General features: G+C 61.3%; 11 protein-coding genes, 1 other RNA gene and 3 pseudogenes. 4 read left to right on the forward strand and 11 right to left on the reverse strand.

Annotated elements, in window-relative coordinates:
• Positions 1-696 precede the first annotated feature (696 nt).
• The 7 genes and pseudogenes from NX05_RS14180 to NX05_RS14210 all read right to left on the reverse strand — a co-directional run bounded on the left by NX05_RS14180 (position 697) and on the right by NX05_RS14210 (position 7,891).
• A pseudogene (locus NX05_RS14180) lies at positions 697-1,658 on the reverse strand (IS1595 family transposase).
• 355 nt (positions 1,659-2,013) lie between these two features.
• Positions 2,014-2,367 carry a Na+/H+ antiporter subunit G gene (locus tag NX05_RS14185; protein ID WP_010368016.1) on the reverse strand — a complete coding sequence of 118 codons (354 nt, stop codon included), beginning with the start codon at positions 2,365-2,367 and terminating at the stop codon, positions 2,014-2,016.
• Positions 2,364-2,648 carry a K+/H+ antiporter subunit F gene (locus tag NX05_RS14190; protein ID WP_003486364.1) on the reverse strand — a complete coding sequence of 95 codons (285 nt, stop codon included), beginning with the start codon at positions 2,646-2,648 and terminating at the stop codon, positions 2,364-2,366. Before NX05_RS14190 ends, NX05_RS14185 begins: the two co-directional genes overlap by 4 nt.
• Entirely contained in the window at positions 2,645-3,151 is a 507-nt protein-coding gene (locus NX05_RS14195; protein WP_010368021.1) for a Na+/H+ antiporter subunit E, read from the reverse strand. Before NX05_RS14195 ends, NX05_RS14190 begins: the two co-directional genes overlap by 4 nt.
• A complete protein-coding gene (locus NX05_RS14200) occupies positions 3,148-4,692 on the reverse strand; it encodes a monovalent cation/H+ antiporter subunit D (protein ID WP_039434035.1) in 1,545 nt (514 codons plus the stop codon). Before NX05_RS14200 ends, NX05_RS14195 begins: the two co-directional genes overlap by 4 nt.
• Positions 4,689-5,063: a Na+/H+ antiporter subunit C gene (locus tag NX05_RS14205; RefSeq protein ID WP_010368025.1), complete on the reverse strand. Its 375-nt coding sequence runs from the start codon at positions 5,061-5,063 to the stop codon at positions 4,689-4,691. The genes NX05_RS14200 and NX05_RS14205 overlap by 4 nt, the downstream gene beginning before the upstream one ends.
• Positions 5,063-7,891 carry a monovalent cation/H+ antiporter subunit A gene (locus NX05_RS14210; RefSeq protein ID WP_039434039.1) on the reverse strand — a complete coding sequence of 943 codons (2,829 nt, stop codon included), beginning with the start codon at positions 7,889-7,891 and terminating at the stop codon, positions 5,063-5,065. The genes NX05_RS14205 and NX05_RS14210 overlap by 1 nt, the downstream gene beginning before the upstream one ends.
• A 164-nt stretch (positions 7,892-8,055) precedes the next feature.
• Between NX05_RS14210 and NX05_RS25260 the strand changes: the two are divergent.
• Positions 8,056-8,866: pseudogene (locus NX05_RS25260) on the forward strand (NAD-dependent epimerase/dehydratase family protein).
• 31 nt (positions 8,867-8,897) lie between these two features.
• On the opposite strand, the gene NX05_RS22730 reads toward NX05_RS25260, so the two are convergent.
• The 4 genes from NX05_RS22730 to NX05_RS23815 form a co-directional block, all read right to left on the reverse strand.
• Positions 8,898-8,972: non-coding RNA, sX9 sRNA (locus NX05_RS22730), on the reverse strand.
• A gap of 61 nt (positions 8,973-9,033) precedes the next feature.
• On the reverse strand, positions 9,034-9,519 hold the full coding sequence (locus tag NX05_RS14220) for an Mpo1 family 2-hydroxy fatty acid dioxygenase (RefSeq protein WP_010368031.1): 486 nt from the start codon (positions 9,517-9,519) through the stop codon (positions 9,034-9,036).
• A 96-nt stretch (positions 9,520-9,615) separates the two neighbouring features.
• Positions 9,616-11,214, reverse strand: a complete 1,599-nt coding sequence (locus NX05_RS14225) for a M4 family metallopeptidase (protein WP_039434211.1) — start codon at positions 11,212-11,214, stop codon at positions 9,616-9,618.
• A gap of 426 nt (positions 11,215-11,640) precedes the next feature.
• Positions 11,641-11,790, reverse strand: coding sequence for a hypothetical protein (locus NX05_RS23815; protein ID WP_155282151.1), 150 nt, complete (start codon positions 11,788-11,790; stop codon positions 11,641-11,643).
• 125 nt (positions 11,791-11,915) lie between these two features.
• On the opposite strand from NX05_RS23815, the pseudogene NX05_RS24965 reads away from it, so the two are divergent.
• The 3 genes and pseudogenes from NX05_RS24965 to xopF1 form a co-directional block, all read left to right on the forward strand.
• A pseudogene (locus NX05_RS24965) lies at positions 11,916-12,363 on the forward strand (transposase); the annotation flags it as partial.
• A 930-nt stretch (positions 12,364-13,293) separates the two neighbouring features.
• Positions 13,294-13,743 carry an Hpa3 family type III secretion system protein gene (gene hap3 / locus NX05_RS14240; RefSeq protein ID WP_039434213.1) on the forward strand — a complete coding sequence of 150 codons (450 nt, stop codon included), beginning with the start codon at positions 13,294-13,296 and terminating at the stop codon, positions 13,741-13,743.
• Positions 13,740-15,707: a type III secretion system effector XopF1 gene (gene xopF1 / locus NX05_RS14245; RefSeq protein ID WP_249027762.1), complete on the forward strand. Its 1,968-nt coding sequence runs from the start codon at positions 13,740-13,742 to the stop codon at positions 15,705-15,707. Before hap3 ends, xopF1 begins: the two co-directional genes overlap by 4 nt.
• The last annotated feature ends 67 nt before the right edge of the window (positions 15,708-15,774 follow it).

Here is a 15,774-nt window from a genome sequence, read left to right on the forward strand (position 1 = left end):
CGCTGGCTGCTGCGCTGGATCGCGTTTTTGCGTGCCTGGATGCGGGCGATGGAATGGCCATCCTTTAGCCACGTGCCGCTGTCACAGACGGCACGGGGCGCTTGAAGGGGATTTTTCAGGGACAACTAGTTATTGTCTGTATTGAGCCTCAAATTCGGGCCAGGCACACTTCTATTATAGCCCAATGGCACGCACGTCTTTAAGCCGTTACCTACCACCAACACCGCACCGGCGCTTTCGACAACGCTTATGAATTTAGTTGAAATCACGGGCTCGGCCTGGGCCGAGGAACTTACCAGTGCCAGCAGGAGCAATGCTGTCGGCACGATGGTCCGAACTTTTCCACACGGAATTTCTCGATTCATTGGACTTCTCAAGATATTTTTCTTTAAGTTGGAAAGGCCTGCGGATCGATTGTGAATCGCATGCCACTAGGTGTAACATGGTGGAGGATAACGACTTGCAAGCCGGGACTTTTGTTCGTTGGCGCAGTTACGCGTCTCCTGGCGAACAGACGCTAGCAGGCTGCTGAAATACTCTGGATGGACCTTTGCGGCTATTCGAGGAAGGGCCAACACAGAACTCCTGCGTGAAATCTGAGGCTGCCGGTGTCTGTCGGAGGCTCAGAATTGGCGGAGAAGCTACGCATCTATGCATGTCGGCAGGCCGAAATTAGTACCTGATTAGCCCTGACTCTCAGCCATGGAAATGGCTTGCCATGCGCAGAGCCGGATCCGGGCAGGGCTTGCAACGCATCATCGCCGTAGCGAGTCGCGGCAGCATCTCGCGCAAGCGGAAACGGCGATTGAAGCGGTAGGTGGCTTCGGCCAGCTAACGATTTGCATATTTTCCTTGGGCAATGGCGTGATAGACGCCGCTGATGGCACGTTTGAGGTTGCCCAGCACCACGTTGACCCAAAGGGCACCGGCGGCTTCGGTCGCAGCCCGTCCGCCACCGGTGTCCAGTGTGGTATGCGCATGTCCCGCCTCTTCCAGGCGGCGGAAACAGGCCAATCCGTCGGTATCGACCTCGCACCCGGGCGCCAGGCGACGTGCGGTCCAGTCAGTAAGCGAGATAGTGTCGAAGCTGCGCACTGGTTCGATGACCACACAACCCGGCGCGGTGAAGGTCTCGTCGGTCTGCACTGCAATCAGGAACAGTTGCTTGTTTTCCGATCCGCGACCAGCCTTGCCACCATTGCGCTCACCGCCTAGGTAGGCATCGTCAGTCTGCACGAATCCAGACAGTCGACGCGTGTCTTCGCGCTCCGTCATCACCTGCATGATCTTGTGCTTCATCCGCCGGGCGGTTTTGTAGTTGACGCCCAGGTGACGCATCAGTTCCAACGCGGCCATGTTGGTCTTGGTCGAGGTCAACAGATGCAAGGCCAGCATCCAGGTGCGCAGTGTCAGCTTGGTGCCTTGGAACATCGTGCCGGCGATCAAGCTGGTCTGGTGCCGGCAGGCGCTGCACGGTAATAGATGACGCCACCGCGCTTGAAGCGCGAGCGCGCTCGTCCAGCGTAGCAGGGGCAGCGAAATCCCTGTGGCAACCGCCATCTGTGCAGAGCGCGGTAGCACTTGGCCTCGGTGGCGTGGGACGCAAAGAACTCCGGCATCGACACTCCCGCCTGGAATTGCACCGCATTGATGCTCATCGCGCCACCTCACTGGCTTCAGGTGACGACAGTATCTGATCATGCCATCGCAGATCTTGCGGCTGCTGGCTGAAGGTCGGGGCTAATCAGGAATTAGTATTTCAGCAGCCTGCTAAGCGCCATCGGAAACGCCGGAAAAGCCCAATATTGCGCAGTTGCAGTACTGTCGAGTGTCGCGTTATTTGTACTCATGGAGCCCATTGTCTTGCTCGCTTGCGGCAGTGCGCATGCTATCGCGCAAAGGACATGAGGACGTTTGGCACGGCCATGATGCAGTGCAACCCCTGCTCGGAGTTGCTTCTGAGAGAGCCACCAGCAATATCCATGGCTGAGCGTCGGAGCTAATCGCGCCGCCCTAGCGCGGTGGCACTTTTTGCTGCTGCGCGTCGCTATGATTCGGTGGTTCCGGGCGGTTTTCCATCATCAGCGACAGTGCTGCCTTTGCCATGAGGTGCGCGCTGATCGGTGCAGTGATGAATAGAAATACGGTAATCAGCAATTCGCGCGGCTGCGGGTCCACGCCGAGAAACAGGTGATAGCCCACCGAGGCCAGCAGCACGCAGCCCACGCCCAGCGTGCTGGCCTTGGTCGGTGCATGCAGGCGCTTGAAAAAATCCGACAGTTTTACCAGCCCGAATGCGCCGATCAGGATGAAAAACGTGCCCGCCAGTAGCAAGGCGCTGAGCACGTATTCGGTGAGGGCGATCATTCGACGATGCTCCGCCGCAACACATACTTGCTCAGCACCACCGTGCTGCCGAAGCCGAGCATCGCAATGACCAGGGCCGCCTCGAAATAGATCGGCGAATCCAGGTACATGCCCAGCAGCATCAATTCGGCGATGGCGGTGACCGAGAGCGTATCCAGCGCCAGGATGCGGTCTGGCACGGTCGGCCCGCGCAGCAGACGCCATAACGCCATCAGGATAGCCAGGCCCACCGCATGCATGCAGATCACGATGGTCGATTCGATGAACATGTGGCCGGTCATGGAAAGATCTCCATCAGGGGCTTCTCGTAGCGGCTCTTGATCTCGGCAATCAACGCCTCCGGATCGTCCAGATGCAGCACGTGCACCAGCAGATATTTACGGTCATCCGACAGCGCCGCCGAGACGGTGCCGGGCGTCAGCGTGATCATGCTGGTCAACGCGGCAATGCCGTGGATGTTGGCGATATCCAGCGGCACCCAGATGAAACCGGGATGGATACGCGATTCTGGCCCGAGCACCTGCGCAGCGACCTTGATGTTGGAGCGCACGATGTCGCCCGCGGCCACCAGCAGCATGCGCGGCACCGAGCGCAGCGAACCGATCTGAGCGAACTCGCGGTCCAGCCGCGCCGCAAAGATCGGCACGACCACGCCCAGCAGCATGCCCAGTCCCCATTGCTGCGGGCCGAAGCTGTCGCTGAGCAGCAGCCAGAACACGAAGACCGTCACGCTCAAAGGCGGCGACGGAAACAGGCGGCGACGCAATGGCACACGCGTGGTCATGGCTGCCTCCGTTGCGGTGTGGTGGCACGCACCTGGTCCACATACGCGTCCGGTTCGCGCAGCTGCGCAGCGGCGGCGTTGGTGTAATGCATCAAGGGGCCGGCGGCCACGGTCATCGCCACCAGCCCGCTGAGCAACACGACCGTGGCGGCGGTCTCCACCGGGCGCATGCGACTACGCCGTTGCGGCTGCAGTTCCGGCGCGTCTTGCGCGGCGGCTGGCACGCGCCAGAACAAACGCACACCCGCGCGCGTGAGCCCGATCACCACCAGCAGGCTGCTACCGAGCACCGCGCCCCACACTGGACCAACCAAGCCCTCGGGCACGTGCTGCAGCAACGCCGCCTTGGCCAGAAATCCGGACAGCGGCGGCAACCCGGCCACCGCCACTGCGGCAATCATGAACATCGTGCCCGGAATGGCCCGCCCCGGTAGCGGCGCCACCACTTCCTTGCGGTCGCTGGCACTGCCGCGACGGCGGCGGATCAGGTCAGAGACCATGAACAACGCGGCCGCCACAAAGCTGCTGTGCGGCAGGTAATACAGCCCCGCGCCCAGTGCGCCTGCATCGTCCAGCGAAAACGCGATGAACAACGTCGCCGCCGAGAACATCACCAGGTACGACACCATCACCCGCAGCCGCGATGCAGCCGTCACCCCGAACGCAGCCATCAGCAGTGTCGCAATCCCCAGCCACAACAGCGCATGGCGCCCGAAGCCGTGCATCGCGCCGGCACCGGCGCCAAACCACAACGACGACACCCGCAGCGTTGCATACAGCCCCACCTTGGTCATGATGGCGAACAACGCAGCCACCGCTGCCGGCGCGCGCGAATAGGTTTCCGGCAGCCACAGATACAGTGGCAGCAATGCGGCCTTGCTGCAGAACACCAGCAGCAACAAGCCCAGTGTGGCTTTGGCCAGCGGCACATCCTGCGCCGGCAGATCGGCGATGCGCTGCGAGAGCTCGGCCATGTTGAGCGTGCCGAGCACACCGAACAGCAAGCCCAATGCAATCAGGAATAACGTCGACGCGCACACGTTGAACACCACGTAATGCAGCCCCGCCCGCATCTGCAATCCACGCCCGCCGCTTAGCAGCAGACCGTAGGAGGCGATCAGCATCACCTCGAAGAACACGAACAGGTTGAAGATATCGCCGGTCAAAAATGCGCCGTTCAAGCCCATCAACTGGAACTGAAACAACGCATGGAAATGCGGTGCGCGCCGATCCCAGCCTGCGCACGCGTGCAAGAGACACGCCGAGCCCAGGATCAAGGTCGTCAACAGCATCCATGCCGACAAGCGGTCGCCCATTAGCACGATACCGATGCGCGCCGGCCAGTCGCCGAGCAGATACACCAGGATTTCGCCGTCGGCCGCGCGTGCGAACACGGCGATGACCGCCGCGGCCAGCAAGGTCATGCTGACCCACGCCACGCTGCGCTGCACGCGCGGCCCATAGCGGCGATGTTCGACGAACAACGACGCCGATGCGCCCAGCATTGGGATCAGGATCGGCAAGATCAGCAGATGGTTCATCGCCGTGCCTCGCGCGTATCCACGCCGGTGGTGGCGTCTTCATGCGCATCCACGTGATCGCTGTGGTTGTCGCTACGGCTGCGGATCGCCAGCACCAGGCTCACCGCCGTCATCGCAAACGCAATCACGATGGCGGTGAGGACCAATGCCTGCGGGAGCGGGTCGGTGTGGTGCATCAGTTCGGCTGGCACGCCCTCGCGTAACACAGGTGCTTGGCCGCTGCGTAAGCGTCCGCCGGCAAAGATCAGCAGGTTGGTCGCGTACGACAGGAAGGTCATGCCCAGGATCACATCGAAGCTGCGCGCACGCAGCAGCAGGTAGATCGCCAATGCGGTGAGGACGCCGATCGCGCTTGCCACTGCCAATTCCATCAATGTTGCTCCGCGGTGCGTGTCGAACGTTGGGTGGGGTCGATCTCGCCGCGCTGCGAACTGCGCGTGCGTGAGGGTTTGATCGTGCCCATCATCGACAGCGTCAACATCGCCGCACCGAACACCACCAGATACACGCCGATATCGAAGCCCAGCGCACTGGCCAATTCCAACTCGCCCAGCAGCGGTAGCGAAATTTCCAGATGTCCGCTACTCAGGAACGGCAGCCCAAAGACCAACGAGCCTGCACCGCTGACCAGTGCGCACAACAAGCCGATACCGGTCAGGCGGATGTAGTCGAAACCAAAGCGTGACTCCACCGAGGCGGTGCCCTGAATCACGTACTGCATCAGCAACGGCACCGCCAGCACCAGCCCGGCGATAAAACCGCCACCCGGCGCGTTGTGCCCGCGCAGGAACAGAAACAGCGACACCGTCAGCGTCAGCGGGAACATGATCTGCGCCAGATCGGCCGGCACCGGCAACTTGATCGGTGGCCCTGGCATGGTGCGCTCCGGCGCCATGCGCGAGCGGCGCAGCAAGGCATGCACCACCAGCCCGGCAATCGCAAACACGGTGATCTCGCCAAAGGTGTCGAAGCTGCGGAAATCCACCAGGATCACGTTGACCACATTGCGCCCGTACGCTTCCGGCAACGCGCGCTGCAGCAGTTCGCCGGCGACGGAGTGGCTGGGCTGGGTCATCAAGGTATACGCCAACGCTGCCAGACCCGCACCGCCGAAAACGGCAATTGCGGCATCGCGGATCTTGCGCAGCCGCGCGTGTTCGGGCAACGAGCGCTCGGGCAGATAATTCATCGCCAGCAGCATCAGTACCAGCGTGACCATTTCCACCAGCAACTGCGTCAGTGCCAGATCCGGCGCCGACAAGAAGACGAACGTCAGGCTGACCGCCAGCCCGGTGCCGCCCAGTACCAGCACGGCCAGCAGGCGCTGCTTGTACAGGAACAGGCTGCCCAGGGCGCACGCCATCATCAACAGCCACACCATCCAACCCAGCGCAGGCATCGGCGTGGGTGCAGGCCACTCAGGCAATGTGCCGCCTTGCAGGAACGGCACCAGCGCCACCACTACTGCGCTCAGCACCAGCAGCATCAACATGCGCTGCAAGTTGCCGTTGGTGACCGCATCGGTCATGCGTGTGGTGGCGGTGAACAAGGCACGCAAATTCCATTGGAACAGCGCCTTGCCCGGGGAACGGTTCTGGATGGCGTACAAATCCAGCGTGCGTCGCAGTGACATGTACAGCAACGCACCGCCGACGATGCCGGCGATGCTCATTGCCAGCGGCCAATTGAAGCCATGCCACAGCGCCAAGCTGTAGTCGGGCAGGCGATCGCCAAGGATCGCGGTGGCGCCCGCGCGCAACACCGGCGCTACTGTCCACGCGGGCACGATGCCCACCGCCACGCAGGTGAGCACCAACACATCTACCGGAATCCGCATCCAGCGCGGCGGCTCGTGCGGTGTGGTATCCAGATCGCGTGGGCCGTCGCCGAAGAAGGTGTCGTGCACAAAGCGCAGGCTGTACGCCACGCCCAGCAGACCGGCCAGCAGCGCAGCCGTGCTGGCCAGGATGCGCATCAGCTGCGGTGCTTCGGTGTCCAGCGCAACTGCAAAGAACATTTCTTTCGACAAGAAGCCGTTGAGCAGCGGAATGCCCGCCATCGCCAGCGACGCAGTGATCGCCAGCGCGCTGGTCACCGGCATCAAATGGCGCAGATTGCCCAGCTTGCGCATGTCGCGCGTGCCGGTCTCGTGGTCGATGATGCCGGCAGCCATGAACAGCGATGCCTTGAACACCGCGTGGTTGATGAGGTGAAACACACCGGCCACCACCGCCATCGGCGTGGACAGACCGAATAGCATCGTGATCAAACCAAGATGCGAAATGGTCGAATAGGCCAACACGCCTTTGAGGTCGTGCTGAAAGATGGCGTGCCACGCGCCTAGCAAGACCGTGATCGCACCGATGCTGGTGACCGTGTAGAAAAACAGATCGGTACCCGCCAGCGCCGGATGCAGGCGCGCCAGCAAAAATACGCCGGCTTTCACCATCGTCGCCGAATGCAGATACGCCGACACCGGCGTGGGCGCCGCCATTGCATGCGGCAACCAGAAGTGAAACGGGAACTGCGCGCTCTTGGTAAAAATGCCCAGCAGCACCAGCATCAACGCATATGGATACAGCGGGCTGGCGCGAATCACATTGCCAGCCGCCAATACGGCATCCAGCTGAAAACTGCCGACGATGCGGCCGATCATCAACACGCCGCCCAACAACGCCAGGCCACCGCCGGCGGTCAGCACGAAGGCCATGCGCGCGCCTTCGCGCGCGTCCTTGCGGTGTGACCAGAATCCGATCAACAGGAACGAGCTGATACTGGTGAGTTCCCAGAACACCATCAGCAGGAGCAGATTGCCCGACAGTACCATGCCGAGCATCGCGCCCATAAACAGCAGCAGATAAGCATAAAAGCGCGATGCGCTATCGCGTGCGCTTAGGTAGTAATGCGCATACAGCACAACGAGTGCGCCGATACCCAGCACCAGCAGTGAAAACATCCACGCCAGGCCGTCGAGCCGCAGGGAAAGCATCAAACCAATCTGCGGCAGCCACGCATGTTCGCTGCGAATCACCTCGCCGCGCAGTACCGCTGGCGTCAAGAGCGCCAGCACCAGTAGCCCGCCCAACGGCGCGGCCGCAGCCAACCACGCAGTGATCGAACGAGGGGCGCGCCAGAGCAGCGCCGCGGCAGCGGCCATGACGAATGGCAGCGCCAGCAGAATTTCCAACGAGAAAGGCATGCAGGGAACACGAGATTCGCGAGCAGGCCAAAGAGCTTAACAAACCGTTGACTGACGCCCGCGTCAACGCCGTCACGGCGCGCAGCCCGAAGCGACGCCGGATTGGCTGCACATCGCCGCGCTGCACTCGGCATGCTGCGTATCCATGCACCGATAGTTGCCTTGTGACTGCCGCCGATCCCGCTCCGTCCGCTGCTGCATCTGCGCCACGCGCCCTGGTCTTCGGCGGCAGCGGGCAGCCCGCTCCGGCCCAGTCTGGCGGGCGCCGGCAGCCACCGGTGAGGCCTTCGAGGTGATCTTCAGCTTCGGTCCGTTGGACCATTCCGCCCGCTGGTATGCCGAAAATCCGGTGGTCGCGCCGCGTAGTGTGGCGTTCGGTTCCACCAGCGTAGAGGTCAAGGAACACTCCATCGATGCAGCCGAGCGCGATGTGGCCCAGCGTCTGTCCAATGCCGAACAAGCGCTGTTTTCCGCCGCCCTCGCGCCTTGCGCCAGCGCCACGGTGCTGCGTCCGACCCTGGTCTACGGTGCCGGGCGCGACAGGACGCTGACTCAGATTGCGGGGTTGGCGCAGCGCACCGGCGCGTTCGTGCTGCCGGCCAACGCCACTGGGCTGCGTCAGCCGGTACACGTGGACGATCTGGCAGCGCCGCCTTGGCAGTGGTCGGGCAGGCGGCGACCCAGCAACGCAGTGATGCAGTGGGCGGCGGTAAAATGCTGGCGTACACGCAGATGGTGGAGCGCGTGCTGGAGGCGCTGCCACGGCCCGCGCGCCTGTCTCAGGTGCCGCCGAGCCTGTTTGGTCTTGCACTCACCGCAGCGCAACGCCTGGGCCGGCTGCGTGGTCTGAATGCCGCCGCGCTAGAGCGCATGCGCGACGACTTGGTGTTGGGTCTGGAACCTGCACGCCGCGATTTCGGGGATGCACCGCGTGCATTCCGCCCTTTGCCTGAAGAGCTCGGAATCGGCGAGTGATGCCTGACTGGTCTGTCAGCGGCGCTTAGAGCGCTAACAAAACGTAGCGAGCGGTCGTCAGGTGGGCATGGACGGCGCAATCAGAACCTCAGTGTGAGTGGTACATGCCGATTCCGAGCACCGGCCGCGCCCGCCTGACAGCTCCGCAGTCGTTTTGTTAGCTGCTCTTAGTATCGCCAACCCAGCTGGCGATACGCCTTGGCCAACACCCAGATCGGCCCGATCAGCAGATAGGTCAGATCTGTCAAAAAGCTCGGTTTGCGGCCTTCGATCTTGTGGCCAACGAATTGGGCGATCCACGCCAGCACGAACACCGTCAGTGCGGTCGTGAACAGGCCACTGAGCCCGATGCGGCCTTCGATCAGCCGGCACAGGCAACCGAAAAAGAAGAAAATCCCCAGCATGCCCAGACCCAACGGGCGCGACAGCCGGTTGTAGTACGACCACGCCGCAAACATCGACAGCGCGGCCCAAATGCCGCTACTGAACCAGGTCCCGCCGACCGGAATGCACCACAGCAGCGCCACCACCGACCACAGGATTGCAGGCACCGCCAGCACGTGGATCTGCTGGTTGGTCGCGTTTTGATGATCGTCGGAATAGCTGGCGAAATAGCGCTCGATCGGTCGCGCGGTCGTGGTGCGTTCGGTCATGTTCCCTCCCAGGGATGACCCAAGCATACGCGTGCGGATGGCGCTGCGCAGGTATGCCCCTCGCCACACACTCGTGGCGTGACGAGGGACGCTACATCAGTTGACCGAGACCGCGCTCCACGCCGCAGCGACCGCGCGGTATTGCGTGGACGTGCTGCCGTACAGATCGGTGGCGGCGCTCAACGTGGCACGGCGGGCGGCCGCGTAGTTGGTGGACGAGGTCATGTACACCGTCAGCGCGCGATACCAGATACGGCTGGCGGCAGCGCGGCCGATCGCGGTCAGCGCTGTCGAGCCGCTGCAGACCAGCCCGGCCGGGGTCAGGTCGTAGCTGGTGCCCGCACCGAATCCGCTCGGCACCACTGCGCCTTCGGCCAGCAGATAGTAGAAGTGATTGGCCACGCCCGAGCTGTAGTGCACATTGAGCGAGCCCAGGCTGCTGCTGTAGCAATCCGGCGAATCGCCATCCAGGCTCGGCTTGAACATGTAACGCAACGCCAGCGTGTCGGTGCTGTTGTTGGGGATGATCTTCTCGCCAATCAGGTAATTGCCAGGCTCTGCACTGTTGGCAGCGGAGTACTCCACCATGGTGCCCATGATGTCGGAGGTGGCTTCATTCAAGCCGCCAGATTCTCCCGAGTACACCAGACGTGCAGTCCGACTGGTCACGCCATGGGTCATCTCGTGGCCGGCCACATCCACCGACACCAGCGGCGTGAACGTGCTGCCGTCGCCATCGCCGAAGGTCATGCAGAAACAGCTGTCCTGCCAGAAGGCATTGTTATAGCGGCTACCGTAATGCACGCGGCTCCGTGCACCGGTGCCGTCGTTGGCGATGCCGGTGCGCGAATGCGTGGTGCGGTAATAGTCCCAGGTCAACGCCACGCCGTACTGCGCATCGACCGCTACGGTGACCGTATCGCCGATGGTGCCGCTACCCCAGGCATTGTCGGCATCGGTGACCAGCGTGCCGTTGCCGGAAGTGCTGTTGCGCATGTTGTAGGTCGCACCGCTGCCGCGACTGACATCGGTCATTTCATAGCTGGTGCTGCTGCAGCGCGTCGTGTTCACCGTCACGCTGCCCGCATACAACGAACGTCCTGTGCCAGCGGCGCTGGTGCCGCCGCTACACGCGGTGTGTACGGTATCCCAGGATTCGAGGATGCGCTGGGTCACTGCATCGACGATGTAATGCATCTCGGTCGGTGTCTGGTCGGGTTTGACGCCGCTGTAAATTACTTCGTAGACCAGGCGCGGTGCGCCTTGGCGTGCAGACAGCGCCAGGCTCGCATGCGGCGCGGCATCCTGCGCCACATCGAAGTGAGATCCGGCCACACGCAATGCGGTTGCCGCATCGATACCCGGCACCAGGCTGGGACGCACCGTGGTGTCCATGGTCTGGCTCAATTCACGCATCACGCCACGGCGCGAATGCACCACCACATCGCCGCCGATCACCGGCAGGCCCTGATAGGTGCGATCGAAGCGCACATGTTCGGTGCCGTCGGCATCGACGATGCTATCGCGTGCGATGAACGTATCGGCCGATGCACGGTTGGCCAATGCCGACGCGTTGTTCCCCAACAACGATTGCGCTCGCGAAACAGCGGCATTTGCGGACAAATCTGCCGCGGTAGCGGCAGCAGAAGACGATAGCGCGCAGCAGATCGCCGCGCCCAAGACGTGGACTTGCATGACGACTCTCTCCAGAAAACGTGCGATGCAAAGACCGGCGGCCCCCGACAGCCGGTCGCCGATGGCACCTTGGGTGCCGGCAGCTACGCTTGCACAGTCACGAGCTACACAGGAGTAAAAATTACGGATGTGTTGCGTTCTGTGCGCCCGGCCACTTTCCGCTGTGGCGCACATCGCAGAGGTGCAGCGAATGTATGGTGTTATTGGCCGCTGCGGCCAAGCATGCGCGCAATGCAGTGGTTTCCAAGCAGGGGTGCGCTGCATCGTTGCGCCAGCGCGGGGGCGCTGCGGTGTCCCATCACCGCGCGCGCTGGCCGTTGAACGACGATCAGCTTGCGCGATGGTGTCGTTGCTCCCGCGGCGCATGCGGAAACAAAGACGCCGACCAATGTCCTGGCCGGCGCCTTTTTGACCATCGCTGAAAGATCAGCGACCGCCCATCGCAACCTTCTGCTGCTCTTGCTGGGCCTGTTGCTGCTGCGACTGACCAGCCAGCAACTGCGCGCTGGTTTGCTCAAGTGTCGCGGTAGGTTGGTTCAGGTCCACCGCCGCACGGAAGCCAGGCGTGGTGCCCATGAGAGCGACTTACTGGTGAAGGCGGTAGCAGATGCCGATGCAGCATTGCCATAGATCCCAGTGCCGTCGATGTAATAACGCATCGCAGATAAGCGAAACTCTCGCGTCACGGTGAAAGGTGATCCATGCAACTGACGCTCGGCAACGCTGAAAGCCTGGGCAAGCGCAACCAGACCCGGCGCGAAATTTTCCGGCCCGAAATGGAGCGGTCGCTTCTGCGGCCGCAATTACTCGATCTGATCGAGCCGCACTGGACAGTAGCAGGACGGCCCGGTCGGCAGCCATTTGGTCTGGCTAAGATGTTGCAGAGTCATCTGCTGCAACATTCGTATGCGCCCAGTCCGCAGATGGAAGGGGCAGTGCACCGATCCCGACCTTATGGCGGTTGCTCAGCTTACTGACTTGGGCAACCTCCGGGCCAGACCACGATTCTCAGTGTTTGCCGCCTGCTATAGACCCAAGCTTGCCGCGCAGGTGTTGGACGCGTCGACGTATGTGGTGCTTGCGTTGGGCCAGAGCTTGCAATCGGGCACGATTGTCGACGCGTCGACAATTGCTGCGCCTAGTTCGACTCACGTCAGTTCGGTGATACAAAAGGCCACGATCGAGACTAGCCCCAAAGAAGCGCCCAAGTGACGACCTTGCTCGCGCGGTCACACCGGTGGATGAAGCGAAAGCGGTTACTGCATGTCGGGAGGAGCCTGCGACTGCCATCAGGAGGTGATATCCCAACCACACCAAAAGTGGCGGAAGGCCGCGAGTTCCGCAGTCACTATTGCCCGGCCCGGCCCGGCCCGGCCCGGCCCGGCCCGGCCCGGCCCGGCCCGGCCTTGCGACGTCGATGCCGTCGGTTTCGTAGCACATCTAGGGAAGCTCTGAACAACTCCTCCATCGGCTTCTGATCGACGCCTGAGCTTGTAGGCATTACGCGTAAGTGATTCCGCAAGTTGCGAGTGTTGCGATTAGGTCAGATTGCTAGCGCTCTCGCTGGTCCGGCAATTGTTCAGAGGTTCCCTAGTAGCCGCGTCCCGGGATGTGGATCGCCTGGATAGCAAGACATGGTGATCATGGCGAACATGCTGCCACCGAAACCCATACGCGCATAATCGCGCTTTAATAGGTCTAGCCAATTCCCACTCTCGCGCAAGCGATAGGCGAAGATGGAACGACGAAATCACCATCAACGCAGGTTAGGTGGCTAGAGTTTTATATATCGCTATAAACAATAGGTGATCGCGATACTTATTCGCAAAAAAAGCACATGGAATGCCGGTTCAAGACGATAAAGAAAGGTAATTAAATTATTTTTTTTGAATAGAATCGTGGTGCATGCATATGTGCATGATTAAAATTCGCTTCGCTCACTGCGCGCGAGATTCGCAATGTAGCTCCAGTCGATTTTCCATAAGAATAAAAATTCGCCCGCTTCGCGACGCGGAAAGAGCGATTAGCGCGAAACGAAGTCGATTGAAATTCATTATTTATCTTATGAGGATTTTTGTGATGAAACTTAATCAGGAATATAGTGACTCCAAGGTCGCGGCGTTCTTTTCCAATATTGGTATACGTCTGGGGCTTACCGATGCGCTGGCGCAGCGGCTGCGCGAAGGCGAGACCGTTCTCGGACCTGCGGGCATGCTGTGCCGTGTGCATACGCAGTCTCAGGAAGGTGACGTATCAGGGTTTCCGGAAGTCATCCTGCCGCTGGCCGCACGCGAAATCGGGGGCGACGAAGTCGTGACACTGCTTGCGCTGCAGGAGCAACTGCTGACCGAGTACGGGTGGCGGCTGACGATGTCCAATATGGGCCTGCTCTGCATTTGCCCGTTGTTGCTCGCGCAGACGCCAGAAGAAGTGGCGGCCACCCTTGAGCGTGGTCAGGTCATCGCACGTATCGCATTGGATACGCTGGCTCCGAAGGCCGGCAGCGCTAAGAAGGAAGCGACCGTATGAAAACACAGCTCCAGCGCGCACAAACCGCTCCAGAGGCGGCGCTGCAGGATAATTCCTCTCCGGCGCACCCCGAGGCACAGCATCTGAGCGATGCCTCGCCGCAAGCAAGGCAGACACCTCCCTCCGGGCCACTCGAAGGGTTGCCCAAACGCGAGAGTATCAGTAAGCGTCTAATGCGTATGGGATCCAGTCTCGGAGCCTCGTTCAAGGGGGCTTCGGTGGACAAAGCATCCATCAAGCCACAGCGGCACCCAGGAGAATCTTCCGCCGGCGCGGCTGCGCGGGAGGCCAGGCTTCAGCAATCTCTGGATCGTAATAACGCTTGCGTCCAGAAGCTGAAGGCGGAGTTCCATGCCGGCTTGAAGAATTTTCCGTTTGAAGATGCCTCGCCGGAGCAGATGGCGTTGGAAGCGGAATACATCCGGTGGGCTGAAGCTCGAATACAGGAACGTGTCGATGTGTACGGGGCAGACTCCGCCTACCATATTGCCGGGGATATGAAGGCCCTGGGCAATGACGCGTCGCTACCCCTCGCTTACGACTGCTTGAAAGGCTTGATCATCGGCACAATGCGTGGTCCGTTCGGCAACATGGTTGCCCTCCCGTACCAGAACACTCACCTGCCTTCTGCCGAGCCGGTGAGTACGGCGGCCCTCGCCGGGGCCATCGGGGGGCTAGGGTCATTCACATGCGATACCATGCTACTTCCCGCGATGGACCGGCGGGCCCGCGTCGCCAACATGCCGGTACTGAAAAAGGTCGATCCGAAGATCCTGATCCCAGACCCGGCGCCGGTGCTGTTGCAGATTACGGCGAACGGCACTAAGCGCTTCGTGACTCCCGGCGATCCTGGCGTGCCGTCGAAGCAGGAACTCACGGCAAAGGTCTTCGATAAACGTTCAGAATTAGCTTGGCGTCAGGACGCACTGACCGACGCCTCGCCGGACACCATGATGCTCAGGCCAGCGATCACCGGCTTGTTTAGCGGCGCGCGTCGCTCGTTCGCCAACCACGTACCCTACCCCTTGCCTGTGGAGGTCCTGTTGAGCGCGCTGACCGGTGCGGTCTCCGGCGCATTTCACAAAGGGATGCTGCACGCGGGTAAGGTCGGCCCAATCACCGGTCAAGGCAGGGTGAGCGATTTATTGGGTGGGCATCAACGCTTGAATCTGTTTGCCATGACACTCCCGGACCAGACACGTCCCCCTGCCACGTGGTCCGACGCAGTGCATATCCCCCGTTATATTCTCCAAACCAGTAGGGAAGGGATTGCACTGGCCAAGCAAGTGTTCACCACGGGAAATGCGTTTAGAACCGCGCTGCGCGACTTGCTAGGGCGTCATATGGCCGGCAGCCTCATGTCGAATTTGGCGGCGCTCGGGACCACCAAATTGATCGTGTCACCCTTGCGCCACGGGCAGGATAAGGCCTTACCCGGCGAGCCCAACAATTCGCCAGTATCGGTGTTGCAGCAAGCCTTGCAGAGTTTCTTCAGTGACGTTGTTTGGAACTCCTTCAAAGCCAAGGTTAGTGCAAATACGAACCAGTCCAATCGACTGGATTTCCAGGAGTCCATTGCGTTCCATGTGCAGGACACCGCGATTTTGCGCTCGCTGCGGGAATTGAGGCAGCCCGTGGAAACGATGATCGAAATGCTTTCTCCGCTCGGCGGCGAAGAGATGCGCGCAATGGAAGAGGGCGAGATCACGCAGGTGCCGTTTGGCACCGGCGCCCGCGCATTACGCAAGGCCTTGGAGCAGCTTAGAGACGAGATGCGAACCCGCTCAGTCTCGATTGAGTCAGTCCAATATGCGCTTGAGCAGCTCGCCACACGTTCACGCGATGCAAGTGAGGCTTTGCCTGACAGCCGGTTGCTTGTCGCGTTGACAAAGCAGCTGACCGATCTCTGGCAGAATCTTGTCAAGAATGAAGAACTGAGTGAGTGGCAGGAGGGCGTTATCTGAGCGGCTGCCATCGCATGCGTTTGGTCAGGTCAACGACCAAACGCAACCGCTGCGAGTCGCAGCTAGG

It is taken from the genome of Xanthomonas vasicola (assembly GCF_000772705.2).
In the GTDB taxonomy this organism is placed as follows: Bacteria; Pseudomonadota; Gammaproteobacteria; order Xanthomonadales; family Xanthomonadaceae; genus Xanthomonas; species Xanthomonas vasicola.

Excerpts from the sequence above, each read along its gene's own strand:
- NX05_RS14225 (WP_039434211.1), bottom strand. The coding sequence starts at position 11,214 with ATGCAAGTCCACGTCTTGGGCGCGGCGATCTGCTGCGCGCTATCGTCT.
- NX05_RS14205 (WP_010368025.1), bottom strand. The coding sequence starts at position 5,063 with ATGGAATTGGCAGTGGCAAGCGCGATCGGCGTCCTCACCGCATTGGCG.
- NX05_RS14200 (WP_039434035.1), bottom strand. The coding sequence starts at position 4,692 with ATGAACCATCTGCTGATCTTGCCGATCCTGATCCCAATGCTGGGCGCA.
- NX05_RS14190 (WP_003486364.1), bottom strand. The coding sequence starts at position 2,648 with ATGACCGGCCACATGTTCATCGAATCGACCATCGTGATCTGCATGCAT.
- NX05_RS14210 (WP_039434039.1), bottom strand. The coding sequence starts at position 7,891 with ATGCCTTTCTCGTTGGAAATTCTGCTGGCGCTGCCATTCGTCATGGCC.
- NX05_RS14220 (WP_010368031.1), bottom strand. The coding sequence starts at position 9,519 with ATGACCGAACGCACCACGACCGCGCGACCGATCGAGCGCTATTTCGCC.
- NX05_RS14195 (WP_010368021.1), bottom strand. The coding sequence starts at position 3,151 with ATGACCACGCGTGTGCCATTGCGTCGCCGCCTGTTTCCGTCGCCGCCT.
- NX05_RS14185 (WP_010368016.1), bottom strand. The coding sequence starts at position 2,367 with ATGATCGCCCTCACCGAATACGTGCTCAGCGCCTTGCTACTGGCGGGC.
- hap3 (WP_039434213.1), top strand. The coding sequence starts at position 13,294 with ATGAAACTTAATCAGGAATATAGTGACTCCAAGGTCGCGGCGTTCTTT.
- xopF1 (WP_249027762.1), top strand. The coding sequence starts at position 13,740 with ATGAAAACACAGCTCCAGCGCGCACAAACCGCTCCAGAGGCGGCGCTG.
- NX05_RS23815 (WP_155282151.1), bottom strand. The coding sequence starts at position 11,790 with ATGGGCACCACGCCTGGCTTCCGTGCGGCGGTGGACCTGAACCAACCT.